22 protein-coding genes are annotated in these 25789 nt (G+C 64.4%); 4 read left to right on the top strand and 18 right to left on the bottom strand.

Annotated elements, in window-relative coordinates:
* The 7 genes from V6M63_RS01540 to V6M63_RS01510 form a co-directional block, all read right to left on the bottom strand.
* A complete protein-coding gene (locus V6M63_RS01540; protein WP_332738778.1) occupies window positions 1-972 on the bottom strand; it encodes a RodZ domain-containing protein in 972 nt (323 codons plus the stop codon).
* Window positions 896-1732 carry a type IV pilus biogenesis/stability protein PilW gene (pilW, locus tag V6M63_RS01535; protein ID WP_332738776.1) on the bottom strand — a complete coding sequence of 279 codons (837 nt, stop codon included), beginning with the start codon at window positions 1730-1732 and terminating at the stop codon, window positions 896-898. Before pilW ends, V6M63_RS01540 begins: the two co-directional genes overlap by 77 nt.
* On the bottom strand, window positions 1729-2874 hold the full coding sequence (gene rlmN / locus V6M63_RS01530) for a 23S rRNA (adenine(2503)-C(2))-methyltransferase RlmN (protein ID WP_332738774.1): 1146 nt from the start codon (window positions 2872-2874) through the stop codon (window positions 1729-1731). Before rlmN ends, pilW begins: the two co-directional genes overlap by 4 nt.
* Before the next feature lie 20 nt (window positions 2875-2894).
* On the bottom strand, window positions 2895-3320 hold the full coding sequence (gene ndk, locus V6M63_RS01525) for a nucleoside-diphosphate kinase (protein ID WP_056277714.1): 426 nt from the start codon (window positions 3318-3320) through the stop codon (window positions 2895-2897).
* 128 nt (window positions 3321-3448) lie between these two features.
* The gene (locus V6M63_RS01520; RefSeq protein WP_332738771.1) at window positions 3449-4798 is read right to left on the bottom strand and encodes a pseudouridine synthase; all 1350 of its coding nucleotides are present in this window, start codon (window positions 4796-4798) and stop codon (window positions 3449-3451) included.
* Window positions 4764-5507 (bottom strand): SMC-Scp complex subunit ScpB, encoded by a 744-nt coding sequence (gene scpB / locus V6M63_RS01515; protein ID WP_332738769.1) that lies wholly within the window; start codon window positions 5505-5507, stop codon window positions 4764-4766. The genes V6M63_RS01520 and scpB overlap by 35 nt, the downstream gene beginning before the upstream one ends.
* A 253-nt stretch (window positions 5508-5760) precedes the next feature.
* Entirely contained in the window at window positions 5761-6816 is a 1056-nt protein-coding gene (locus V6M63_RS01510) for an RluA family pseudouridine synthase (RefSeq protein WP_332738767.1), read from the bottom strand.
* A 31-nt stretch (window positions 6817-6847) separates the two neighbouring features.
* Here V6M63_RS01510 and V6M63_RS01505 point away from each other — a divergent pair, with 31 nt between their 5' ends.
* Window positions 6848-7654: an outer membrane protein assembly factor BamD gene (locus tag V6M63_RS01505; RefSeq protein WP_332738765.1), complete on the top strand. Its 807-nt coding sequence runs from the start codon at window positions 6848-6850 to the stop codon at window positions 7652-7654.
* Here the strand turns inward: V6M63_RS01505 and V6M63_RS01500 are convergent.
* The gene (locus V6M63_RS01500) at window positions 7617-9665 is read right to left on the bottom strand and encodes an ATP-dependent DNA helicase (RefSeq protein ID WP_332738763.1); all 2049 of its coding nucleotides are present in this window, start codon (window positions 9663-9665) and stop codon (window positions 7617-7619) included. The genes V6M63_RS01505 and V6M63_RS01500 overlap by 38 nt on opposite strands.
* A 101-nt stretch (window positions 9666-9766) precedes the next feature.
* Here V6M63_RS01500 and V6M63_RS01495 point away from each other — a divergent pair, with 101 nt between their 5' ends.
* Entirely contained in the window at window positions 9767-10525 is a 759-nt protein-coding gene (locus V6M63_RS01495; protein WP_332738761.1) for a PP2C family protein-serine/threonine phosphatase, read from the top strand.
* A 34-nt stretch (window positions 10526-10559) separates the two neighbouring features.
* Here V6M63_RS01495 and zapE read toward each other — a convergent pair whose 3' ends face one another.
* The 8 genes from zapE to V6M63_RS01455 form a co-directional block, all read right to left on the bottom strand.
* Window positions 10560-11657 carry a cell division protein ZapE gene (zapE, locus tag V6M63_RS01490; RefSeq protein WP_332738759.1) on the bottom strand — a complete coding sequence of 366 codons (1098 nt, stop codon included), beginning with the start codon at window positions 11655-11657 and terminating at the stop codon, window positions 10560-10562.
* 19 nt (window positions 11658-11676) lie between these two features.
* Window positions 11677-13104: a dihydrolipoyl dehydrogenase gene (gene lpdA, locus V6M63_RS01485; protein WP_332738757.1), complete on the bottom strand. Its 1428-nt coding sequence runs from the start codon at window positions 13102-13104 to the stop codon at window positions 11677-11679.
* Between the two features lie 64 nt (window positions 13105-13168).
* Window positions 13169-14431 carry a 2-oxoglutarate dehydrogenase complex dihydrolipoyllysine-residue succinyltransferase gene (odhB, locus tag V6M63_RS01480; RefSeq protein ID WP_332738756.1) on the bottom strand — a complete coding sequence of 421 codons (1263 nt, stop codon included), beginning with the start codon at window positions 14429-14431 and terminating at the stop codon, window positions 13169-13171.
* Window positions 14432-14514: 83 nt separating this feature from the next.
* Window positions 14515-17406, bottom strand: a complete 2892-nt coding sequence (locus V6M63_RS01475) for a 2-oxoglutarate dehydrogenase E1 component (RefSeq protein ID WP_332738755.1) — start codon at window positions 17404-17406, stop codon at window positions 14515-14517.
* A 178-nt stretch (window positions 17407-17584) separates the two neighbouring features.
* The gene (locus tag V6M63_RS01470) at window positions 17585-17959 is read right to left on the bottom strand and encodes an ArsR/SmtB family transcription factor (protein WP_082585987.1); all 375 of its coding nucleotides are present in this window, start codon (window positions 17957-17959) and stop codon (window positions 17585-17587) included.
* A gap of 98 nt (window positions 17960-18057) precedes the next feature.
* Window positions 18058-19974: a propionate--CoA ligase gene (locus V6M63_RS01465; RefSeq protein WP_332739206.1), complete on the bottom strand. Its 1917-nt coding sequence runs from the start codon at window positions 19972-19974 to the stop codon at window positions 18058-18060.
* Between the two features lie 108 nt (window positions 19975-20082).
* A complete protein-coding gene (locus V6M63_RS01460) occupies window positions 20083-20694 on the bottom strand; it encodes an isochorismatase family protein (RefSeq protein ID WP_332738753.1) in 612 nt (203 codons plus the stop codon).
* A gap of 87 nt (window positions 20695-20781) precedes the next feature.
* The gene (locus V6M63_RS01455) at window positions 20782-21516 is read right to left on the bottom strand and encodes a TetR/AcrR family transcriptional regulator (protein WP_332738752.1); all 735 of its coding nucleotides are present in this window, start codon (window positions 21514-21516) and stop codon (window positions 20782-20784) included.
* A 292-nt stretch (window positions 21517-21808) separates the two neighbouring features.
* Here V6M63_RS01455 and V6M63_RS01450 point away from each other — a divergent pair, with 292 nt between their 5' ends.
* Complete coding sequence (locus V6M63_RS01450) at window positions 21809-22336, top strand: C40 family peptidase (RefSeq protein ID WP_442909516.1); 528 nt, start codon at window positions 21809-21811, stop codon at window positions 22334-22336.
* A gap of 54 nt (window positions 22337-22390) precedes the next feature.
* Here V6M63_RS01450 and V6M63_RS01445 read toward each other — a convergent pair whose 3' ends face one another.
* Together V6M63_RS01445 and V6M63_RS01440 are read right to left on the bottom strand one after the other, a co-directional pair.
* The gene (locus V6M63_RS01445) at window positions 22391-23374 is read right to left on the bottom strand and encodes a Bug family tripartite tricarboxylate transporter substrate binding protein (RefSeq protein WP_332738748.1); all 984 of its coding nucleotides are present in this window, start codon (window positions 23372-23374) and stop codon (window positions 22391-22393) included.
* Window positions 23371-24306 (bottom strand): LysR family transcriptional regulator, encoded by a 936-nt coding sequence (locus V6M63_RS01440; protein ID WP_332738746.1) that lies wholly within the window; start codon window positions 24304-24306, stop codon window positions 23371-23373. The genes V6M63_RS01445 and V6M63_RS01440 overlap by 4 nt, the downstream gene beginning before the upstream one ends.
* A 99-nt stretch (window positions 24307-24405) precedes the next feature.
* Here V6M63_RS01440 and V6M63_RS01435 point away from each other — a divergent pair, with 99 nt between their 5' ends.
* Window positions 24406-25758, top strand: coding sequence for a hypothetical protein (locus V6M63_RS01435; RefSeq protein ID WP_332738744.1), 1353 nt, complete (start codon window positions 24406-24408; stop codon window positions 25756-25758).
* Window positions 25759-25789 lie beyond the last annotated feature (31 nt).

Here is a 25789-nt window from a genome sequence, read left to right as displayed (position 1 = left end):
TCATTTCACCTCGAATCGGGCCACGTTGTTGCGAGCAAATGGCGCCGTGTCAAAAGACTTTCCGCGCACGCTCACCTGTGCGGCGTCGACCTTGCCCAGCACCACCGTGTAAGGCGGTGCAGCCGAGAAATCGATCACGTCACCCGCCTGCAACAGCCGTTTGGCCACGACGGTGCCGGAACCATTGACCACCTCGACCCAGGATTCACCGGTGGCGGCAATGCTCAACAGGCTGGCCGAATGGGGGGCGGCAACCACCTCGGATGATGGGATGGATGCAGAAGCTTCTGGAGGTGCCGTCGTGGTGCCGCCGGGGGTGGCTGCAGGGTCAACTGCAGGCCCTGCAGGGTCGGTGGTGGCTGGCCCGGCGACATCTTGCGAACCAGGTTCCTGCGCGGCCACCGGCTCAGCTGCGGGCACCGGCTCCGAAATCGTCTCGGTGGCTCTGGATGGGGTTGGCGGGCTCTCGGCCTTCGGCAGGAAAACGATCACCAGCGCACCCAGGAGCAAAGCAATGGCCGCCAGCAACGCCGGACGCGACAGCCAGCTCAGTGGATTGAACGGTGCTTCATCGTGGCCGGGATTGAACGGTGCATTGAGCGTGTGGCCAGGGTTCCCGAGCTTGAGCAATGCGCCTTGCGGAATCTGTTGCAGGATCGGCACGGGGTCGACCTTGAGTTGCCGACAGGCACTGGAAGCCAGGGCACGGGCAAATGTGAGGTCGGGCAGTTCGTCGTAGCGCCCCGCCTCGAGCGCTTCCAGCTTCTTGACTGGCACCTTCAACGCTGCGGCCAGTGCGGCAATGTGCAACCCGGCGGCTTCTCGAGCGTCCTTGAGGCGAATGGGCCGAGAAATGGTCTCCGCGGAAATCTCGCTCCCTGGATGCGTCATCGCCTCACTCATTGAATGCTCCCCGCTGATAGTGCGCCCACTGCGCGGAATCGGGGTAGCGACGGCCCAGTTGCTGAGCAAGTTGCGTCATGGCCTGGGTGTTTTGCAGCTGCCGCTCCACCTTGATGCCCAACCACAACGTCTCGGCGTTCGCCAGATCGGTGTTGTTCAGTCGGCGGATCGTGAACTGTGCCTTGCTGGCCTCACCCCGACGGAACTGCAGTGAAGCAAGGTTGTACGCGACGATGGGGTTGCCCGCGTCAAGCTCGTACGAACGCGCCAGGCTGGCCTCGGCCTCGGCAAGCTGGCCGGCTCGGATCTGGCAAATTCCCATGGCCAACAACGACTTGGCCTGACCACCATACAACGGGCTGGCCAGCGCGCGCCGAAACAAGTCGGTGGACTGCGCGTAGCGGCCCGCCTGGCACTCGAACCAGCCGTAGTTGTGCAGCGCATCCGGGTCGCGCGGGTTGAGCTGGATGGCGCGCTTGAAACTGTCCTCGGCCAGCGCGTTGTTGTTCAATTGCATGTACACCAGTCCGCGCAGCGCGTAGGCAGGGGCGTAGGTGGGGTCGGCTTGCAGGGCAAGCTTGATTTCATCGAGCGCCACGGTGGTCTGGCCCTCCGAGAAATAGCCTGCAGCGAGCTCGATGCGGATGCGTGCGCGCTTGCGCACCTCGGGTTCGTCCGAATCGGTGATGGGCTCCTGCAGGGAAGTCGCACTGGGCGCTGCGCTCGTCTGGGCACAACCTGCCAACAGCGCCAGGCAGCACAACATGAACGTCAGCAACCCCACCGTGGCGCCCGAGAACCGGGCTGGGAATCGAGTGGCTGAAGTCATGCCTGCCTTTCCTTGTGAACGATGCGGATGGGATGCTCGACCGCGCTGCGGCGTTTGGCAAGGCGGCTCGCGGCATTGGTGCGATCAAGCACGTCGCCGGCGAGTTGACCACAGGCCGCGTCGATGTCATCGCCTCGGGTCTTGCGCACCGTCGTCACCAATCCGCCTTCGCTGAGTATCCTGGCAAACTGCTGGACCACCGGCCGCGGCGAACAGAGCAAGCCCGAGCTGGGAAAGGGATTGAAAGGAATGAGGTTGATCTTGCACGGAACACCGCGACCCGCGTGCCCCTTGAGCAAGGTGAGCAACTCACGGGCATGTTGCGGCTGATCGTTCACGCCATCGAGCATGCAGTACTCGAAAGTGATGAAGTCGCGCGGTGCAGCCGGCAAGTAGCGCAGGCAGGCATCGAGCAGTTCAGCGATGGGGTATTTGCGGTTGAGCGGGACCAGATCGCTGCGCAGTGCATCACCCGGTGCATGCAGGGACACGGCGAGCGCCACGGGGCAATCCTGCGCGAGGCGATCCATCATGGGAACCACACCCGAGGTGGATACGGTGACGCGGCGGCGCGAGAGGCCATAGCCGTGGTCATCGAGCATGACGCGAAGCGCCGGCACCAGCGCGCTGTAGTTCTGCAGGGGCTCACCCATGCCCATCATGACCACGTTGGTGATCACGCGTTCCTCGCGTTTCAAGTGCTTGCGCAGGAAAAATTCGGCCTGCCAGAGCTGGGCCAGGATTTCACCGGTGGTGAGGTTGCGTGAAAAGCCCTGATGCCCTGTCGAGCAGAAACGACAGCCCACCGCGCAACCCGCCTGGGACGAGATGCACAAGGTGCCGCGGTCTTCTTCGGGAATGAACACGGTCTCCACCGCGTTGCCACCGCCCACATCGAACAGCCACTTGATGGTGCCGTCGGCAGACTCCTGACGCGAGAGCACAGGCAGGCCGGTGATGGTGCAGGAGCCGGGGAGCTTCTCGCGCAGGCTGCGCGCGAGGTCGGTCATCTCGGTGAAGTCCGACGCCCCTTTTTGATGAATCCAGCGAAACAGCTGGACAGCGCGAAAACGCTTTTCGCCCAGCTGCTCGCACCAGGCGGCCAAACCCTCGAGATCGAAGTCGAGCAGATTGGCCGTCATGACATGGTCAGCGCGCTGGCTCAGCGCGAGTAAACGTTGAGACCGGCGAAGAAGAACGCGATCTCGGCGGCGGCGGTCTCGGGCGCGTCGGATCCGTGCACGGCGTTGGCGTCGATGCTGTCTGCAAAGTCAGCGCGAATCGTGCCGGCATCGGCTTTCTTCGGGTCGGTGGCGCCCATCAGGTCGCGGTTCTTGGCAATGGCGCCTTCGCCTTCGAGCGCCTGGATCATCACCGGGCCGGAGATCATGAAATCGACCAGATCCTTGAAGAAAGGACGGGCCTTGTGCACAGCGTAGAACGCCTCGGCTTCACCGCGCGACAGGTGCGCCATGCGAGCAGCCACGACCTTCAGGCCAGCGGCTTCAAAGCGGGCGTAAATCTGGCCGATGACGTTCTTGGCAACAGCGTCGGGCTTGATGATGGAGAGGGTGCGTTCGATGGCCATGGAAATCCTGAGGTTTTGTGGGTCAATTTGCTGAAGGTTCTGCCGGGGTTTGGGGTACCCCGCAAAGCCCATGATTCTACATTGGTCGCGTCACGTTGACGTGACGGCAGGCCATGGGCGGCACGCGTTCAACGGCTGCCCGATCGACCCCCACCGCCGCCACCCCCACCACGGCGACGTGCTCCCCCGGGCGCACTCCCGCGACCGGCTTCCTGCTCCCGGCGGCGCTGCAGAGCGTCCTGCCCGATGTAGCCGAACGAGGTCTTCATGGGATCGGGCTGCGAGGCCCCACCACCCGGTCCCCGCCCGCCCGATCCGCTGCCAGGCTTGCTGCCACGGCCTTTGCCGCCGGGTCCGGTGGGTGCACCCCCCATGCCGTATCCGCCACTGCGGCGGTCCCCGAAACCTGGACCTTCGTTGCGGCTGCCAGGCGGGTTGCCCTGGGTGCGACCGGGTCTGGGGCCCTGTTTCCCACGCTGCGCTGGATGGCGACCGCCGGGACGTGGCGGGCGTGCACCCTCCTCGTCTGCGCTCGGCATGCCGGCGGCAGCAGTCAGGCGGGCAATATCGCGCTCGTCCAGCTCCAGCCAGGCGCCACGCTTGAGTCCGCGCGGCAGCATCATGGCGCCGTAGCGGATGCGGATGAGGCGGCTGACCGCGTGGCCCACCGCCTCGAACATTCGGCGCACCTCGCGGTTGCGGCCTTCGCCGATGGTCACGCGGTACCAGCAGTTGGCACCCTCGCCGCCGCCGTCCTCGATGGACGCGAACTGCGCCATGCCGTCGTCCAGGCGCACGCCGTCGAGCAGGCGCGCCTTTTCATCGTTGGAAAGCGCACCGAGCACGCGCACCGCGTATTCGCGTTGCAGACCAAAACGCGGATGCATCAGGCGGTTGGCCAGTTCGCCCGAGCTGGTGAGCAGCAGCAGGCCTTCGGTGTTCAGGTCGAGCCTGCCCACCGACTGCCACTTGCCCTGCATCAGCTTGGGCAGGCGGCGAAACACGGTGGGCCGGTTTTGCGGGTCGTCGTGCGACACCACTTCGCCTGCGGGCTTGTGGTATGCCAGCACGCGCGGGGGCGGCGGCGTCATGCGCACGCGCACCGGCTTGCCGTTGACCTTGATCACGTCACCAAACTGGATGCGCTGCCCCACGTGGGCCGGCTCACCGTTGACCGAAATGCGGCCTTCCAGGATCAACTGCTCCATCTCCAGCCGCGAACCCATGCCGGCTTGCGCCAGCACCTTGTGCAGCTTCGGCGACTCGGCCTGGGGCGCCAGCACCCGCTTGGTGGGCAGCAGCGGCAGGTCCTGCTCTTGCTCGGCGTCGAAAGCGCCACTGACCACGTCGTCGAAACGCAGCACCTCGGGCACAGCCGGCGCTGGCACCGGGCGTGCCGCACCGGTTTGCTCGGGCGCATTCGCCTCGGGAGCGTGATCGGGTTCAGGCGAGGTGGGGGGGGTTTGATCCGGGGTCATGGTCTTCCTGGGTGGACGGTTCCAACAACTGCGGGTCGGAGGGCGGGGAAATGGGGTCTGGGGAAACGGGGTCGGTGGCCAGGGGGTCGGCCACCAGAAGCAGATCTGATTCAGGTGTGTCGGACTCGGATGCGCCGGGCTGCAGGCTGTTGGCCAGAGATTCGAAGTCGAGGCGGTCCAGCGCAGACTCCTGCACCTCGCTGCCGTCCAGCGGCGGCAGCTGGTCCAGCGAAGCCAGCCCCAGGTCGTCGAGAAACTGGCGCGTGGTGGCGAACAGGGCCGGGCGACCAACGGTTTCGCGGTGGCCGATGACTTCAATCCAGCCCCGGTCTTCCAGTTGCTTGATGATCAGCGAGTTGATCGTGACACCACGGATGTCTTCCATGTCGCCGCGCGTGACCGGCTGGCGGTAGGCAATGATGGCCAGCGTTTCCATGGCGGCACGGCTGTAGCGTGGTGGCTTCTCGGGATGCAGGCGGTCCAGGTAGGGGCGCAGCTCGGGCCGGCTCTGGAAGCGCCATCCCGTGGCGACCTGCACCAGCTCCACGCCGCGCCCGGTCCACTCGAGTTGCAGATCGGCCAGCAGGGTCTTGAGCGTGTCGGCCGACACTTCCATGTCGAACAGCGTGCCGAGCTCGCGCACCGACAGCGGCTGGGGCGCGCAGATCAATGCCGTCTCGAGGACACGCTTGGCATCCGTTGTGTTCATGGTGTCTGTCAGTCAAAAACCGGTTTGTGACCGGGACGGTGCGAAAAGCAAACGGTGCCTGCATCATCCGGGCAGTTTGTCCGGGGCATGCGGCATGCGGGCACGACCGTTGGGTCGGGGCGAATCAGCCAGATCCTGCAGCGCCCGGGTGTGGGCTCTCGGTCAGGCGGTTGGCTCGGGCAGCTGGACGATGGTCGGAGTGAAGGGGACTGTCGGGCGACAGGGCCATCCATCCGCGTTGGATGGTGCAGCTTCAGGCCGCCGATTCGCTGTCCCAGCTTGTCGCATTGTAATGGAGCCCACTGGATTCCAGTGCCAGGAACATGTCGGTCGGCGGCGTGGAGCGAAACAACAACGGCTGGCCACTGACGGGGTGCTTGAGTTCGAGGCGCGCTGCGTGCAGCGACTGCCGGCCCATGCCCCACAGCGCGCGCCCGCCATACAGCGTGTCGCCCACCAGCGGATGACCGAGCCAGGCCATGTGCACCCGGATCTGATGGGTGCGCCCGGTGTGCAGCTTGCAGGCGACCAGACTGGCCTGATCGCAGGTGTCGAGCAGGCGGAACGTGGTCTGGGCGGTCTTGCTGCTGCCGCCCTCCACCCTCACCACGGCCATGCGCAGGCGGTTGTGCACGTCACGGCCGATGGGCTGGTCCACATGCTGATCGCCCAGACCCTTCCAGCGGCCGTGGGCAAGGGCGAGGTACTGGCGGCTCACCTCGCGCGCGGCGATGGCGCGCACCAGCGCTTCCACGGCTTGACGGGTCTTGCCCACCAGCATCAGGCCCGAGGTGTCCTTGTCGAGCCGGTGCACGATGCCCGCGCGGGGCAAGCTGGCGGCACCCTTGTGGTGGGCCAGCAGGCCATTGAGCAAGGTACCGCTCCAGTTGCCAGCGGCAGGGTGCACCACCAGACCGGCGGGTTTGTGAATGACCAGCAGATCGGCGTCTTCGAACACCACGTCCAGCGCCATCGCTTCGGGCACGAACGCCTGGGCTTGCTGGGTGGGGCGCAACTCCACGCGCAGTTGATCGCCGGCGGCGATGCGCGCCGACGGTTTGGTCTGGGCCGCACCGCGCAGCTCCACGGCACCGTCGACCATGAGTTGTTGCAGGTAGGAGCGGGAGAACTCGGGGATCAGTTGGGCCAGTGCGCGGTCGATTCGCCAGCCATGCATGCCCACAGGCACGGCACAGAGGCGCCTTTCCATCTCGAGCGCCCATTCGTCGGCGGTCGCCGCCACGTCGTGACCCGTGTCTGCTGCCAGACCGTCCGACTCACCCCCCGTCGATATACTTTGCGCTTTCAATCCGTAGTTCCGTTGTGAAGGTGAGTTCGTTATGTTGACGTTCAGATTATCGGCTCTGAGTGCTTGTGCGCTGGGCGCCGCGCTCACGCTCGGCGCTTGCGGCAGCACCAAGCCGGTGGACGAAACCGTGAACTGGAGCCCCAACCGCATTTACAGCGAAGCCACCGAAGAACGCTCGGCTGGCAACTACGAGCGCTCAGTGACCTTGCTCGAGAAGCTCGAAGGCCGCGCTGCCGGAACCCCGCTGGCGCAGCAGGCCCAGCTCGACAAGGCCTACACCCACTACAAAGCGAGCGAGCCGCCCCAGGCACTGGCTGCCATTGAGCGTTTCCAGAAGCTCCACCCGGCCAGTCCGGCCATGGACTATGCGCTCTACCTCAAGGGTTTGGTGAACTTCAACGACAACCTGGGTCTGTTCGGCGCGATCGCGCGGCAGGACCTGTCCGAACGCGACCAGAAGGCCGCCAAGGAATCGTTCGAAGCTTTCCGGGAACTGAGCACCCGTTTCCCGGACTCCCGCTACACGCCGGACGCTCGCCTGCGCATGACCTACATCGTCAATTCGCTGGCTCAATACGAAGTGCACGTGGCGCGCTATTACCTCAGCCGAGGGGCTTATGTGGCGGCCATCAACCGCGCACAGACCGCGTTGAACGAATACACCGACGCGCCCGCGCTGGAAGAGGCCTTGTTCATCATGGTGCGTTCGTACGACGCGCTGGGCATGACGCAACTGCGCGACGACGCGCGTCGCGTCATGCAGGCCAACTACCCGCAAAGCGAATACCTGAGCCAGGGCTTCAAGACCGCGAGTGATCCTTGGTGGAAGATCTGGTGAACACGAGCGCGTCCAGCGCCGCGTTCATCTCGGCATCGTCCATCAAGCGGCGCATGGGTGGCAGGCCGGCCAGCAACTGATGGCCGTAGCTGCGTGTGAGCAGCCGGCGGTCGCCGATCACCAGCACCCCCCGGTCGGTCTCGGTCCGGATCAAGCGACCGGCCCCCTGCTTCAGGGCCATGGCGGCTTCGGGCAGATGCCCGTCACTGAAGGCCTTGAGGCCCTGCGCCTCCAAGCGCTCTGAGCGCGCCGCAGTCAAGGGATCGTCGGGCGAGGGAAACGGCAGCTTGTCGATCACGAGCAGCTGAAGCCCATCCCCAGGCAAATCCACCCCTTCCCAGAACGACACCGAAGCCACCAGGACGGCGCCGTGGCGCGACGACTCGGCCGCCCGAAACCGCGCCAGCAGCGCTGCGCGCGACAACTGCCCCTGGGCCAGCACCGTCATCGGTGCACAACGACCCTGCAACACCTGTTCGTTCAAGGCATCGGCCATGCGCGCCACGGCGCGCAGTGTGGTGGTCAGCACCAAAGTGCGCCCGCCCAACCGACCGGCCCACTGCGCCACCCGCACCGCCAGTTGGGGCGTGTGCGCAGCATCGGACGGCTCGGGCAGATCGTGCGGGACATACAGAGCGGCCTGGTCCCCATGGTCGAACGGGCTGGCCACCCGCAGCGTGCGCACGGTGCTGTGATCCGCCAGGCCCAGGCCGCGGGTGAACCAACTCAGCGCATCGTCGTGGCCGAGCGTGGCCGACGCAAAGATCCAGCTGCGAGTGCCGGGCCCTGCGTCCAACACGAGGCGGGTGAAGCGGGCTGCACTGTCCAGCGGCGCGCGCACCATGCGCCAGGAACGATCAGCGCCCCACTCCATCCAACGCACGCTGGCGGCATCCTGCGGGCTCGGGCCGCCCGGCGCCAACAGGCTCCAGGTGGTCTGCAGCTCCTTGATGCGGCCGAACAGGCGCATGAGTTCAGCGGCGCCCTGGGCGGTGGCTGACACAGCCTCCAGCACAGCCGTCAAGGCGTGGTCAAGGCCGGATACCGCCAGGAGCCAGGTGCCAGGGTCCAGGCCTTCGGGTGTGGATTCGGTCCACCGGCTGCGACCCTGGGTGCCCGCCTCACGGGACAAGGAACCCAAGGTGCGACAGGCCTGCTCCAGGCAGAGCGCCAGATGACCCCAAGGCCGCAGCCCGCGAGCCCAGGCGTGGCCCAGCACAGCCAGCTCGCGCACGAGATCATGCAGGTTGTCGGAAGAGATGGACTGCGACAACAGCTGGATGCCGGTGTCGTTGAGTTGATGCGCTTCGTCCAGCACCACCACACCGGTTTCGGGCAACCAATCCACCGCTTCGGCTTCGCGGATGACCTGGTCTGAAAAAAAGAGGTGGTGGTTGATCACCACCCAGTCGGCTTCGCGCGCCTGACGGCGCGCCAGATTGACGTGGCACTGCGCGGCCTGCGAGCAACTGGCTCCCACGCAGTTGTGACGCGTGGAGGTGATCAGGGGTCGCAGCGGCGAGCGCTCGTCCAGCATGTCCAACTCCCCCACATCGCCGCTGCGGGTGATCCGAGCCCAGCGCTGCACCCGCTCCAGGCCCGCAGCAATGGCAGGGTCGCGCTGAGCAGACGATCCCACGGTTCGGGCCAGCTCCAATCTGTGCAGGCACAAGTAGTTGGAGCGCCCTTTGAGCAGGGCCGCGCGCACCGGCAGGCCCAGCGCGCGGGAGACGGCCGGAATGTCGCGGGTAAACAATTGGTCTTGCAAGGCCTGCGTGGCCGTCGACAACAGCGCACGTCGCCCGCTCAGCAGCACAGGCACGAGGTAGGCAAACGTCTTGCCCACGCCGGTGCCCGCTTCCACCGCAAGATGCTCACCGGCCTGCAAAGCCTGCGCCACGGCCAGCGCCATCTGCAACTGGCCGGGTCTGGGGCGAAGACCGGGATGGCCCGCAGCCAGAGGGCCTTGGGCAGCAAAAGCGGCTGCCACGCCATGGGCCAGATCAATCACGCCAGCGGCGTGCAAAGACGCACGGGAGGTGAAGGCACCGCTGGAACATAACTGGATACCATTGCACGCATCGAACGGCATCCGAACAACGATTGATTCATATGTCCAAAGGCTACCGCATCCAGGCATCCACCGGCATCCACCGGGGCGACCGCGACTACCAGCAGGACCAGGTGTGTCTGCTGAACCATCCGCGCCACAGCAGTTGCATGCTGGCCGTGCTGGCCGACGGCATGGGTGGGCGCAGTGGAGGCCGCAAGGCGTCTGACCAGGTGATGCTCACCGCGCGCCAATTGTTTGAACGCTACGACCCCGACACCGACGACGCGTCCGCCCTGCTGCGCCAGATCGTCGAAGAATCGCACCTGGTGATCAAGCTCACCGCCGTGTCGGCCGAACAGGAGCCTCACAGCACCATCGCGGCCTTTTTGATCGATCCCGACGGTGAAAGTCACTGGGTACACGCCGGCGATTCGCGGGTCTACCACTTCCGCAACGGACGTCTGGTGTTCCGCACCATAGACCATTCCTACGTGCAAACGCTGGTCAACCAGGGTGAGATCAGCGAACAGGATGCCCTGGATCATCCGCACGCCAACATCCTCATGGGCTGCCTGGGTACCGAGAACGACCCGCCTGTGGACCTGCACGTGGTGCCGCAACTCATTCCGGGTGAAGCGTTGATGGCATGCAGCGACGGCGTGTGGCACTACTTCACGCCCGAAGAACTGGCCAGCACGATCGCCATGCTCTCGCCACGCGAGGCCTGCGAGTTCCTGATCCAGAAGGCGCGCACCCGGGCCAAGGGAGCGGGCGACAACTTGTCGATCGTGATCGTGAAGCTTGAACCGCTGAGCTGAGGCCAGCGCATTGCGGGCCTCCGGGTGACGCCCTTCAGGTCAGACCGGTGTCCACCACCCGATGCTCCAGCGCCAGAAACTCCTGTGACTGCATCTCGCTCAGGCGGGAAACCGTGCGCGGGAATTCGTGCGACATCGGGCCTTCGAGGTACAGCTCTTCCGGTGGTACAGCAGCCGACATCACCAGCTTGACACGGCGGTCGTAGAGCACGTCGATGAGCCATGTGAAGCGACGCGCTTCGGACGCCTGGCGCACCTGCATCTGCGGCACATTGGAGAGCATCACCGTGTGGAACTGGGTGGCGATTTCCAGGTAATCGTTCTGCGATCGCGGCCCGCCACACAGTGTGTGGAAGTCAAACCAGATCACGCCACCGGCGCGGCGCAGCGCACGGATCTGGCGGGACTCGATATGCATCACCGCTTCCTGGTCGCCCGCTTCAGCCAGCTCATTGAAAGTGGCTCGCAGCGCCGCATCGGCCTGTGGCCCGAGCGGGCAATGGTAAAGCTGGATGTGGTTGAGCGTGCGCTGGCGGTAGTCGGTGCCGTTGTCCACGCTGAGCACCTCCAGCCGCTCTTTCAACAGCTCGATGGCGGGCAGGATGCGGTCGCGGTGCAGGCCGTCGGGGTAGAGGTCGTCGGGGTGGAAGTTGGAGGTGGTGACGAAGCCCACGCCGGCCTTGAACAGGGCATCCAGCAGGCGGTGCAGGATCATGGCGTCGGTGACGTCCGCCACGTGGAACTCGTCAAAGCAGATCAGCTTGTAACGTTTGGCGATGCGCAGGCCGAGTTCGTCCAGCGGGTTGACCGTGCCTTGCAGATCGCGCAGTTCGCGGTGCACCTCGCGCATGAACTCGTGGAAGTGCAGCCGCGTCTTGCGCTTCAGCGGCACTGCGTTGAAGAAGCATTCCATCAGGAAACTCTTGCCCCGGCCCACGCCGCCAAACATGTACACGCCGCGCGGAATGTCGGGCTTGATGAAGAGCTTCTTGAGCGAATTGGAGCGACGCTGCTTGTACACCGCCCACTCGGAGGCACACCGCTCCAGCGCGTCGATGGCACGCTGCTGGGCGGGATCGGAGGTATAGCCGCGCTCTTTCAGCGCGGCTTCGTAGATGCTGCGAACGCTCAAAGCCAGTGACCGTGCGCGTTCAGAAGTTCAGCGTGCGCTTGTCCACCGCCAGCGCGGCCTCTTTCGTCGCCTCTGACAGCGAGGGATGAGCGTGGCAGATGCGTGCGATGTCTTCAGCACTGGCCTTGAACTCCATGGCCACGACGGCCTCCGAGATCAGCTCGCTGGCCATCGGGCCCACGATGTGCACGCCCAGGATTTCGTCGGTGGTGGCATCGGCCAGAAACTTGACCATGCCGGTGGTGTCACCCAGCGCGCGAGCGCGGCCATTGGCCAGGAACGGGAAGGTGCCGGCCTTGTAGGTGGCGCCGCGCGCCTTGAGCTGCTGCTCGGTCTCACCCACCCAGGCAATTTCCGGACTGGTGTAGATCACCCAGGGGATGGTGTTGAAGTTGACATGCCCGTGCTGGCCGGCGATGCGCTCGGCCACTGCAACGCCCTCTTCTTCCGCCTTGTGCGCGAGCATGGGGCCACGCACCACGTCACCCACTGCCCACACACCCTTGAGGTTGGTGCGGCATTCAGCGTCGACCACGATGGCACCGCGCTCGTCGAGCTGAAGGCCCACGGCTTCTGCGTTGAGACCGATGGTGTTGGGCACACGTCCGATGGAGACGATCAGCTTGTCGGCGTCCAACGACTGGGCTTCTCCCTTGGCGTTGGTATAAGCCACGCTCACGCCTTTCTTGGTGCTCTTGATCTCACCGACCTTCACGCCCAGTTCGATCTTCAGGCCCTGCTTGTCAAACGCCTTCTTGGCCTCCTTGGCGATCTGCTCGTCCACCGCGCCCAGAAACGTGGGCAGGCCTTCGAGGATGGTCACGTCGGAGCCGAGCCGACGCCAGACCGAACCCATCTCCAGCCCGATCACGCCCGAACCGATCAGCACCATCTTCTTGGGCACTGCGCCCAGGCGCAGTGCGCCATCGTTGGAGAGCACCATTTCTTCGTCAAACGGCGTGCCGGGCAAGGCGCGTGCGTTGGAGCCCGTGGCCACGATGATCTGGCGCGCGGTCAGCAGTTCTTCCTTCGCCCCCGTCACCTGGATTTCATAGCCGGCTTCCACCGACTTGGCGAACGAACCGCGACCGTGGAAGAACGTGATCTTGTTCTTCTTGAACAGATACAGGATGCCGTCGTTGTTCTGCTTCACCACCGCGTCCTTGCGCCCGATCATCTTGGCGATGTCGATCTTCACGTTGGTGGCGGTGATGCCGTGGTCGGCAAAGTGGTGGTTGGCGTGATCGAAATGCTCCGACGACTGCAACAGCGCCTTGGACGGGATGCAACCGACGTTGGTGCAGGTGCCGCCCGGGGCTGGGCCGCCGGTGGCATTTTTCCACTCGTCGACACAGGCGACCTTGAAACCGAGTTGGGCAGCGCGGATGGCTGCGATGTAGCCGCCGGGGCCACCGCCGATGACGACGACGTCAAATGTTTGGGACATGTTGGATTCCTGAATTCAAAAGGCCAACGCCCCTGTCGGGGCGTTGGCGAACGGGGGTTGCCGATCAGATGTCGAACAGAAGGCGAGCCGGATCTTCCAGCGCTTCTTTCATGGCCACCAGACCCAGCACGGCTTCGCGGCCGTCGATGATGCGGTGGTCGTACGACATGGCGAAGTAGTTCATCGGACGCACGACCACCTGGCCGTTTTCCACCATGGCGCGGTCCTTGGTGGCGTGCACGCCCAGGATGGCCGACTGGGGTGGGTTGATGATGGGGGTGGACATCATCGAGCCGAAGGTTCCGCCATTGGAAATGGAGAAGGTGCCACCGGTCATTTCATCGATGCCCAGCTTGCCGTCCTTGGCTTTCTGGCCGTACTCGGCGATCTTTTTCTCGATGTCGGCAAAGCTCATCTGGTCGGCGTTGCGCAGAATGGGCACCACCAGACCACGCGGCGAACCCACCGCAATGCCGATGTCGAAAAAGCCGTGATAGACGATGTCGTTGCCATCCACCGAGGCGTTGAGGATCGGGTACTTCTTGAGCGCGTGCACCGCAGCCTTGACGAAGAAGCTCATGAAGCCGAGCTTGACACCGTGTTCCTTCTCGAACTTCTCCTGGAACTTCTTGCGCATCTCCATGACCGGGGCCATGTTGATTTCATTGAAGGTGGTCAGGATGGCGTTGGTCGACTGCGACTGCAGCAGGCGTTCGGCCACACGGGCGCGCAAGCGCGTCATGGGCACACGCTCTTGCGGGCGATCGCCCAGATCGGGGGCGACCACAGGCACCTGCGGCAGCACCTTGGCAGGCGCGCCAGTCGAGATCGCCACGGGTGCGGCCACCGCGGGCTTGGGTGTCGCCACGGCGGAGAGCACGTCACCCTTGGTCACTCGGCCGTCTTTGCCAGTACCGGGTACCGAACCCGAGGCCAGGTTGTTGTCGGCCATCAGCTTGGCGGCGGCGGGCATTGCCACGCCGGCTTTGCTGGTAGACGCGACTGCGGCTGCTGCGGCGGCAGGGGCCGGGGCGGCAGCAGGTGCTGCTGCAGCGGCAGGAGCAGGTGCGACAGCACCGGCCACGGCGGCCGTGTCGATGCGAGCGATCAACTGTTCGGCCGCCACCGTGGCGCCGTCGCCCTGCAGGACCTCCACCAGCACGCCAGCCGAGGGGGCCGGCACTTCCAGCACGACCTTGTCGGTCTCGATTTCGATCAGGATCTCGTCGACCGCCACTGCGTCACCGACCTTTTTCTTCCACTGCAGCATGGTGGCTTCGGCCACCGATTCGGAGAGCTGCGGAACTTTGACTTCTACGATTGCCATGTTTCTTCTACCTGGGTTGTTTCGGACTGCGCTGTGCCAGCCGACCCGGGATGCACATCCTCGGGCCGGTCAGCGAGAGCGGCTTACTTGGTGAGGATGTAGCCCTTGAGCTTGCCGTAAGCGGCTTCGATCAGGTTTTTCTGCTGCTCCTGGTGCAGGTGGGAATAACCCACCGCTGGCGAGGCCGAGGCTGCGCGCCCGGCATAGCCGAGTTTCTGACCGTCGAGCATGTTCTCGTGGATGTAGTGCTGCACGAAGAACCAGGCACCCTGGTTCTGCGGCTCGTCCTGGCACCACACGATATCGGTGGCGTTGGGGTACTTGCGCAGTTCGGCACCAAACACCTTGTGCGGGAACGGGTAGAGCTGCTCGACGCGCAGGATCGCCACATCGTCGGACTCGCGCTCCTCGCGCTTTTTCACCAGGTCGTAGTACACCTTGCCCGAGCAGCAAATGACGCGCTTGACCTTCTCGGCCTTCTTGGCGATGTCAGCGCTCTGGTCGGGGATCACGGTCTGGAAACCACCCTTGGTGAACTCGGACAGCGGCGAGGTCGCGTCCTTGTTGCGCAAGAGCGACTTGGGCGTGAAGATCACCAGCGGCTTGCGCAGCCCGCGAATCATCTGGCGGCGCAGCACATGGAAGATCTGGCTGGCCGTGGTGGGCTGCACGATCTGCATGTTGGTGTCTGCCGCCATCTGCATGAAGCGCTCCAGGCGTGCGGAGCTGTGCTCGGGGCCCTGGCCTTCGTAGCCGTGCGGCAGCATCAGCGTGATGCCGTTGACGCGGCCCCACTTCACTTCGCCAGAGGCGATGAACTGGTCGATCACCACCTGGGCGCCGTTGACGAAATCGCCGAACTGCGCTTCCCAGATCACCAGCGTGTTGGGGTCATTGGAGGCGTAGCCGTACTCGAAGGCCAGCACCGCTTCTTCGGACAGGATCGAATCGATCACCACAAACGGGGCCTGGTTGTCGGCCACGTTCTGCAATGGCACATAGGTGCCCTCGTCGAACTTCTCGCGGTTCTGGTCGTGAATCACCGCATGGCGGTGCGTGAACGTGCCACGACCACAGTCTTCGCCCGACAGGCGCACCGGGAAGCCGCTGGCCACGAGCGAGGCAAACGCCATGTGCTCGCCCATGCCCCAGTCCACCGGAATCTCGCCACGACCCATGGCCGCGCGGTCGGCATACACCTTCTTCACCAGTTGGTGCGGAGAGACGCTGTCTGGAATCGTCGTGAGTCGCTCCGACAGGCGCTTCCACTCCGCCATGGGAATGGCCGAGTCGGAGTTGTCTGTCCATTTCTTGTTGAGGTAAGGACTCCAGTCCACAGCGAACTTGCTCTTGAAGTTGGTGAGCACCGGGTCCACCGTGTGCCGGCCATCGTCCAGCGCGGCACGGTAGGCCTTGACCATGTCGTCGCCGATGGACTCGCCCAGGCCTTGTGCGACCAGTTTGTCGGCGTACAGCTTGCGCGTGCCGGGGTGCGACGCGATCTTCTTGTACATCAGCGGCTGGGTCAGGCTCGGGGTGTCCTGCTCGTTGTGGCCGAGCTTGCGGAAACACACGATGTCGACCACCACGTCCTTCTGGAAGGCCATGCGGAATTCGAGCGCGAGCTGGGTGGCGTACACCACGGCTTCGGGGTCGTCACCGTTCACGTGCAGCACCGGTGACTCGATCATCTTCACGACGTCGGAGCAGTACAGCGTGGAGCGGCTGTCGCGCGGGTCGGAGGTGGTGAAGCCGATCTGGTTGTTGATCACCAGATGCACCGTGCCTCCCGTGGAGTAACCACGGGTTTCGGCCAGTGCCAGCGTTTCCATCACCACGCCCTGGCCGGCAAAGGCCGCATCGCCGTGCACCAGCACGGGCAGCACCTGCTTGCCCAGCGGATCGCCACGGCGGTCCATGCGGGCGCGCACCGAGCCTTCAACCACGGGGTTGACGATCTCCAGGTGCGAAGGGTTGAATGCCAGCGACAGGTGCACCGGGCCGCCGGGGGTGGTCACGTCAGAGCTGAAACCCTGGTGGTACTTCACGTCGCCGGACGGCAGGTCTTCGGGCGCGGTGTGGTCGAACTCGGCGAACAGGTCCTTGGGCATCTTGCCCAGGGTGTTCACCAACACGTTGAGGCGGCCGCGGTGGGCCATGCCGATCACGATTTCCTGGATGCCGACCTGGCCCGCCTGGCGGATCAGCTCGTCCATGGAGGCAATGAAGCTTTCACCGCCTTCGAGCGAAAAACGCTTCTGGCCCACGTATTTGGTGTGGAGGAATCGCTCCAGGCCTTCGGCCGCGGTCAGGCGGTCGAGGATGTGCTTTTTCTTCTCGGCGTTGTAGGCCGGCTTGGAACGGGTGCTCTCCAGGCGCTCCTGCCACCAGCGCTTCTGGCTCTGGTCGGTGATGTACATGTACTCGGCGCCGATGGAGCCGCAGTAGGTCTCACGCAAGGCATTGAGCAACTCGCGCAGGGACATCGTCTCCTTGCCGAAGAAGGTGTTGCTCGTGTTGAAGATGATTTCCAGATCGGCGTCGGCAAAGCCGTAGAACGACAGATCGAGTTCAGGAATGTTGTCGCGTTCGGCGCGCTTGAGTGGATCGAGATCGGCCCAGCGGGCGCCCACATTGCGGTAGGCAGCGATCAGCTGCTGAACGGCAACGCGCTTGCGACCGAGGTCTGAGTCGGCGCCGGTGGCGATGACGACCTTGGTGCCGCCCTGCTTGGCGCGGTCGGCAAAGGCATTGATGACGGGCTGATGCGGCACGTCACGGGCATCAGAACCGTCGCCGGCCGGCACGTGCTGCAGTGCATCGAAATAACCGCGCCAGGTGTCCGGCACGCTGCCGGGGTTGGCGAGGTAGTTCTCGTACATCTCTTCCACATACGGCGCGTTGCCGCCGAAGAGATACGAGTTGGTCTTGTAGGCAACATAGACGTTGCCCCCATTGGCTTGGGAATCGCTCATAAATCCGCTGACCTCCGTTTCCCTGCAGGAAACATTAGCTGGTTAGAAAAACCTTCCGCTGCACGGCTTGACCGTTATGCGGATGCGACAGTGACTGTGGAAGGACCTGGCTGCAACCCGGGATTGTGCCACCTTGCTGGCACGTGCAGGAAAAAGTTCGGCGCCAGAGGCGCCGTCATCAGGATGTCACGCGCGGCGAGAGCCGTTCCGAGGCGGGAACGGCGCTGGGCTCGTCGATCTCGATCGCAATCTGGGTGCACACCGTGCGACACAGCATGACGGCCTTTTCGCTTTGCACCCGGTAGATGACTTGTGTGCCTTCCTTGCGCTTGGCGAGCACCCCCGAGCGGTACAACAGGTTCAGATGCTGAGACAGGTTGGGTTGGGTCGTGTCGATCTCCTGCAGCAACTGCGAGACCGATTTTTCACGGTCACACAGGGCACTCAGGATGCGCAGGCGCATGGGCGTGGCCAGCACACCAAAAAGTTCTGCCGCGAGTTCGAAAACGCGAACCCGTTCCACCTGCCCGTCAGAGGCGATCATCTTGTCCATGGTGCCTGTCGCTCGTGTGAATATAAGCATGAATCATACTTAGAAAGCACCTTGCCGACCATGCGCCGAACGTGAGGGTGCGATGTGCACCGCTCCTTTCAGCCGAGCAAATCCTTGATCTGCTGCAACGCGGCCGGGTCGTCCATGGTGGTGAGGTCGCCAGGATCACGCCCCTCGCACACCGCCTGAATGGCGCGGCGCAACAATTTGCCGCTGCGGGTCTTGGGCAACACAGACACGAAACGCACGCGGGCCGGGCGTGCCACCGCGCCCAGTTGCTCGTCCACCACTTTCATCACCTCGCCTTCGAGCTTCAGGCGCGAGGCGTCGTCGGTCAGCGTTGAAGCGTCCTTGACCACGGCAAACGCCATCGCCACCTGTCCCTTGAGCTGATCGGCCACACCGACCACCGCCACCTCGGCGATGCGCGGATGGCTGGAGATGCTCTCTTCGATCTCGCGCGTGCCCAGGCGATGGCCGGCCACGTTGATCACGTCGTCGGTGCGTCCCAGGATGAAGAAGTAACCGTCCGCGTCCTTGATACCCCAGTCGAACGTGCTGTAGACCATCTTGCCCGGCACGCTCGACCAGTAGGTCTTCACGAAGCGCTCGTCGTCGCGCCACACAGTCTGCATGCAGCCGGGCGGCAGTGGGCCCTCGATGGCCACCACACCTTTCTGCCCGGGCTCGGTCAGTTCCGCACCGGTCTGATCGTCGAGCAGCTTGACGTTGTAGCCATAGACGGCACGCCCTGGGGATCCGAACTTGCTGCCGGCCGGCTCCACGCCGTTGCACAGCGACAGGATGGGCCAGCCGGTTTCGGTCTGCCAGTAGTTGTCGATGATGGGCTTGCCCAACGCTTCGGCGATCCATTGCGCGGTCGGCTCGTCCAGTGGCTCGCCCGCGAGAAAGAGTGCCTTGAGACTGGAGAGATCGTGGTTCTTGATGAACGAGGGGTCGTACTTCTTGAGCACACGCACAGCAGTGGGCGCGCTGAACATGACGCTGACCTTGTATTTTTCGACCAGGTGCCACCAGATGCCTGCGTCCGGCCGGATCGGCAGGCCCTCATACATGATGGTCGCCATGCCTGCGATCAACGGTCCGTAGACGATGTAGCTGTGGCCCACCACCCAGCCGATGTCGCTGGTGGAAAAGTAGGTCTCGCCAGGTTCGCCCATGAACACATGCTTCATGCTCGCGGCCAGTGCCACGGCATAGCCACCAGTGTCGCGCTGCACACCCTTGGGTTTGCCGGTGGTCCCGCTGGTGTACAGGGTGTAGCTGGGGTGGGTGGCATCCACCCACTCGCAGGGCACCACGGTGTCCAGATGCTGTTCGCGCGCGCTGGCGTAGTCCACATCACGCCCCGGGACGAGCTTCATGGGCGCCAGGCCGCGGTTGACCATCACGACCTGGGCCGGCTTGTGGGCCGAGAGGCGGATGGCCTCGTCCAGCAGCGGCTTGTACTCGACCACTTTGCCGCCGCGCGAACCGGCGTCGGCACTGACGATGGCCACGGGCGATGCGTCTTCGATGCGGCTGGCCAGCGAATGGCTGGCAAAGCCGCCAAACACCACCGAGTGAATGGCGCCAATGCGCGCGCAGGCCAGCATGGCAAAGGCGGCCTCCGGAATCATCGGCATGTAGATCAGGACGCAATCGCCCTTCTTGACGCCCAGGCTGAGCAGCACCGCGGCCATGCGCTGCACCTCGGCGTGCAGTTCACGAAAGCTGTAGCTGCGCTCCACGTCGGTTTCGGTGGAAACGAAGATCAGTGCGTTCTGGTCGGCCCGGTCCTTCAGGTGCCGGTCCACCGCGTTGTGGCAGAGGTTGGTGAGCCCCCCTTCGAACCATCGGGCAAACGGTGGGTTGTCGTGGTTGCAGACGCGGTCGAACGGCTTCTTCCAGTCCACCAGGGCGGCTTGTTCGGTCCAGAAGGCGTCTCGGTCTTCGATGGAGCGGCGGTAGAACTCGGCGTAGCCCTGGTTTTGGCTCATGAATGTCTCCTGCAGGGGTTGTGTCGGGTGGCCCCACCCAAACTGAATTCATAATTATGGCCAAGCGGCTTTCGACAGGCTGACATGCGCCCGGTGCCACCACTGGCGCATGCCCTGCAGGCCCTATTTGATGAGCGCCTGCACCTCGCGAAACAGCGGATGGTCCGCGGTGCGCAACCACTCGAAGGCCACCATCTCGGTTGTCACCAGTTCGGCACCGGCGCCGGCCAGACGGTCAAAGGCAGCGTCCCGGTTGCGTTCGGTGCGCGAGCCGCAGGCGTCGGTCACCACCCACACGTCGAACTCCTGCTCGATCAATTCCAGCGCGGTCTGCATCAGGCACACATGGGCTTCACAGCCGGCCACCACCACGGTCTGCCGTTCGGCGGCAGGCGCTGCCGCAGGCTTCTGCAAATGTTTGGGCAGGCTGCGCGCGTTGCCACCGCCCTGGGCCGGGCGCGCCGGAGGACGCAACCAGTCGCCCAGCCCATCGGAAACCGCGCCAAAGTGCATCTTGGCCAGCGTCTTGCGGCACAGCTCGCGCAACTCTGGCGGGTTGGGCCCCAGCTTCTCGGGATTCTGTTCGGTGCCCCAGGCCGGCACCTCCAGCAACTGGGCCATGCGGGCCAGACGCACGGCGTTGGCCAGCACTTGTGGGCCTTCAAAGATGCCAGGCATCAGGCGGGCCTGGTAGTCCACCAGCACCAATTGGGAGTCTTCAGCGTCCAGCAGCATGCTCGTCTTTCCTTGTTTCGTGTGTCGTTCAAATCGCTCGGGATGCTGGATTTTCGCAGCGCAGCCCGCGTCTTCGCCTGACGAGCGTCAAAGGCCGAACAAATCCGGCTGATCGAGCCCCCGTGGGGCAGCAAACGCGTCCGGGTTCAGGCGCTCCACGAGCTGTTCCACATAACCCGCGAAAAGCGGCTCCACCGATTGTCCGAACAACTGGATGCGGCCGGTGTGCAGCAGCAACAGCAAACCCACGCCGTGCGCGAACAGGGCCGTGTTTTCCCGCAACGCAGACTCGGGCGACAAACCCATGGCCTGCAGCGCCACCTCGCAAGGACGCAGCGCGTCCTGCAGGCGGCCATCGAGATGCTGGTTGAGTTCCCTGTCGAGGCCGCGCGACGTCACACCCTGGACCAGATAAAAGCAGAGATCCCGGTCGCGCGGACTGCGGGCGTAAAAACCAAACCAGGCCTGCGCCTTGGCTGCCAGGGTCAGTTGCGGCTGCAGCTTGAAATGTCGAGCGGATGCCACCTCGGCGTTGAGCCGCTCCAGCGACTCGGCGAGCAGCGCGGTGTAGATCGCTTCCTTGCTGTCGAAGTAGCTGTAGATCGCACCCGGGGTGTAGCCGGCACGACGGGCAATCTCACGGATGCTCGCCCCCTCCACACCCTTCTCGGCAAACACGCTGCGCGCGGCGTCCAGCACCAGCGCGCGGCGGGTATCGGACATGGCCAGCTGGCGCTGTTGGCGTTGCTGCTGCTGACGTTGCGCAGCCTCCTGCTCGGCGGCCGACAAGACCGGAATGAGCTCGTGCAACTGGACTTCCATGCCGGCAGTTTAGCAACCACCGGCATCGCTGATCGAATACTTGAACAGGGTTTTATAAATTTGAACATCGATCAAAAAACTGACGATCACTCATTCAAACCCACTCCATTCAATTGACGCAACTTCCAATCAAAACGATGCCAGAGGCCTGCTCCAACGAGTCGGTCAGTCGATTTGCTGGGCATTCACAACAAAGCTCAACAAAATCAATGCCTTGCAGGGTATTTCTCGCTTGACTTCACCAGGTATCGCCGATACCCTGCGGGCCATGCGTCGAATCTTCCCTGTCCTCATGCTCAGCCTCGCTGCCGCGGCCCACGCCGCGCCACCCGACGCCGCCTATGAAGACATGGACAGTTTGCTGACTGAAAAGGGCCTGATGTCCCGCCTGGGCAGCCAGATCCAGCACGCCCGCGACACCGTGGGTGAGCAGGCCTCCGGGCTGGTCATCAATGCCATGGCCTTTTTGGGAGTGCCCTACAGGTATGGTGGCAACACGGTGGACACCGGCTTCGACTGCAGCGGGTTTGTTCGCGCCGTTTTCGAGCAGTCGGTGGGCAAGATCCTTCCGCGCCGCTCCGACGAGCAAGCCGCAGCCACCCAGGAAATCGACCGCAGCGAACTCAAACCTGGTGATCTGGTGTTCTTCAACACCATGCGGCGCACCTTCAGCCACGTGGGCATCTATGTGGGTGACGGCAAGTTCATCCACTCGCCGCGCTCAGGCGCCCATGTCCGCGTTGAAGACATGCGCATGGCGTACTGGAACAAGCGTTTCAATGGCGCGCGTCGCGTGCCCATGGCCGACAAAGGTCCCTGAGGCCGCAAACGTGACGCGACGCAGCGGCCACCAGCACGGTGCGCCATGTCTGCATCACTCCATCCGGACATTGACGCTCTTGAGTCGTCGGTTGCTGCGCCACTCCTCGGCGATGCGACGCACGAACGCGGGTCGATCGCCGATGGCGGGCAGGTTGTCCGAAGCCAGCAGGCGTTCGCGAATTTCGGGCGCCTGAACAGCCTGGTTGATCTCGGTGTTCCAACGATCAAGCAGCATTGGTGGCGTACCACCTGGAGCGAACAGACCAAACAGCGAGCTCACATTGGCGTGCGGCAGGCCCAGTTCGGTGAAGGTGGGTACCTGTGGCAACACGTCAAGCCGCTGGGGTGCGCCCACTGCCAGCGGCTTGAAGTGACCGGCTTCGATATGGCGCAATTGAGCGGGCGCCACGTTGGTGGACAACAGCTCGAACTGACCGCCCAGTGCATCGGTGAGTTGCTGGCCGCCCCCTTTGTACGGGATGTGCGTCACCACAATACCGCTGCCCAGCTGCACCTGCTCCAGCACCAGATGTCCTGCGGTGGCCAGACCCGAGGTCGCCCAACGAAGCGCCTCGGGTCGCGCGCGCGCCTGCGACAACACGTCGGCAAAGCTGTGACCGGAGAACGCCGGCGTACCCACCAGCAACACCGGCGTGTACATCACACTGGCCACAGGCTCGATGTCCCGCAGCGGGTCGTGGCCCACAACACCCTGGTGGGGCCGCAAGGTCAGCGGGCTGACCGCGGAAAACGCGAGCGTGTGCCCGTCGGGTTCCGCACGCGCGAGTGCCTGCAGCCCCACACTGCCGCCGCCGCCCGATCGGTTCTCCACCCGAACCGGCACGCCGAGCTGCTGCGAGAGGCGCTCGGCGAGCGATCGCGCCACGCCATCGCTGAGCCCTCCGGGCGGGTACACGACGATGATGCGCAGCGGCTTTGAAGGCCAGTGGGGCTGCGCATCAACCGGACGCAGCGCAGCGACGCCCGCCCATGCCAGCATGGCATTGAGCATGCGTCGCCTGGGCAGCGTCGTCATGCCGGGCGCCCGCGGCGGTTGCGAGCATGCGTCTTGCGCGCCGTGTCGCGCGCGATCTTGAGAAAATGCGCAGCGGGTCCGACGGCGTCGGCTGCGCGGTAAACCAGGGTCAACGGTGCGTCGAGTGGCGTGCCATCGGCCAGCGGCAGGTAGACCACCGCATGGGGATGCAGCCCCTGCATTGACGCCGGCACCACAGCAATGCCTGCGCCCGCAGCCACCAGATTCAGACTGGTCATCATTCGCTCCACCTCAGCCGCAATGCGGGGGCGAAAACCCTGGGCCTCGCACAGCGCGAGCAAGTTGGCATACAGGCCAGGCGCACCTGGCTGCCGCACCAGGATGAAGCCTTCGTCGCGCAACTCGGCCAATGTCACCGCTCGCGCGTTCTTGCGCATGGCCAACGCGTGGTCGCGGGGCAACGCCACCAGCACCGGTTCGCGCAACAACACCTCGAAGGTCAGGCCTGCCGGCTGAGACACCGGCACGCGGATCAGGCCGCAGTGCAAACGCCCGGCCTCCACCGCCTCGGTGATGCCGGCCGCATGGTCCTCACGGATCGACAACGCAACGCCGGGCCAGGCTCGACGGCAGGCGCGCAGCGCTTCCGGGGTGAAGACATGCGCCGCCGCCGAGCTGGTGAAGCCGATATTGAGCACGCCAAGTTCGCCGCGTGCCACACGTGCCATGCGCACCTCCATGGCCGACAGGTCGTCCACCAGCCGGCGCGCCTCCTTCTCGAACAGCCGCCCGGCATCGGACAGGGTCACGCCCTTGGGATGCCGGTGAAACAACAACACTCCCAACTCTTTCTCCAACGCCTTGATCTGCAAGCTCAGCGGTGGTTGCTGGATGCCCAGGTGCTCCGCCGCGCGCGTCATGTGACCGGCTTCAGCAACAGCCAGGAAGTAGCGCATGTGGCGAATGTCCATATCTGAAAGGTATTGAAAACAGCGTTTCAGTATATTTGACATGGGGGTTGTCGCACACCTATCGTGCCTGGGCCGTTCAAAACCATCAGGAGACAACCCGTGCACATTCGTCCCACCGCGCTGCTGGCGCTGGCTGCCCTGGCCTGCCAGCTTGGCGCCGCCAACGCCCAGGTTCCCGCTGCCCCCCAACCCCGCGCCTGTCCGGCCGACGTCCCGGCAGACGCGATCTGCCATGCGGGCGAAGACGGCCTGGGCGGCTTCTACTGGATGGCCTTGCCCGCCAACTGGAAACCCGAGACCGGTGTGCTGGTGATGCATGCCCATGGCGGACCCACCGACACCGGCCCGGCGACGCTCAAGCGCGGCGAGGAAGACCTCAAGCGCTGGGCCGTCACAGTGAAAGCCGGCCATGCCTGGGCAGGGTCAACCTACCGCCGTGGCGGGTTTGGCGTGACGATGGCCGCCGAGGACACCGAGCGCGTGCGGCGCATCTTCGTGAAGCACTTCGGACCACCGCGCCGCACCATCCTGCACGGGCAAAGCTACGGCGCTGCGGTCGCCGCCAAAGGCGCCGAGTTGTACGCCATGGTGGATGGCCCCAACGGACCGGTCAAGGGTCCATACGACGGGGTCCTCCTCACCAGCGGCATGCTGGGCGGCGGCACCCGCGCCTACGACTTCCGGATCGACCTGCGCGTGGTTTACCAGTACTTCTGCAAGAACCACCCCAAGGCCGACGAGCCGCAATACCCGCTGTGGCAAGGCCTTCCCATGAACGCCAGGCTCACGCGGGCCGAACTGGCCACGCGCGTCGACGAATGCACCGGCGTGCGCAAGCCCGCCGCCCAGCGCAGCGAACAACAGAAGGCCAACCTCGCCAACATCGTTGGCGTCATCCGGATTCCGGAACGCTCGTTGATCGCACACCTCAACTGGTCCACCTGGTTGTTCCGCGATCTCACGCAATTGCGCCTGGGCAATCGCAACCCTTTCACCAACGCCAATGTGCGGTACACAGGCTCGTCGGACGACGCGGCCTTGAACGCAGGCGTGTTGCGCTACACGGCCGATCCCGCTGCATTCGCCGAACTGGCGAACGACAGCGACCCCGTTGGGAAGATCAACATGCCCGTGCTCACGTTGCACGCCGTCAACGATCCGACGGCCTTCGTCGAACTCGAATCGGCCTACCGCGACGTGGTGGAGCGCGCGGGCAATGGTCAGCGGCTGGTGCAGACTTTCAGCGACGAGTCCGAACACAGCTACTTGAGCGACCCTCAGTACCCCGCGTTGTTCACCGCCTTGCTCAACTGGATCGACAGAAAAGACAAGCCCACGCCGCAGACGGTGGCAGCCCTTTGCAAAGGCTATGAAGCCGCCTATGGCGACACCTGCAAGCTGCTGCCCGACTACCGCAGCGCGCCACTGGCCAACCGCGTCCCTCCGCGCTGAATCACGCCCATGAGAAAAGCCGCCAACCCGT

This window comes from Hydrogenophaga sp., assembly GCF_036675665.1.
In the GTDB taxonomy this organism is placed as follows: Bacteria; Pseudomonadota; Gammaproteobacteria; order Burkholderiales; family Burkholderiaceae_C; genus Hydrogenophaga.
Note: the sequence above shows the minus strand (reverse complement) of the source record. Positions and strands in the feature narration are given on the sequence as shown.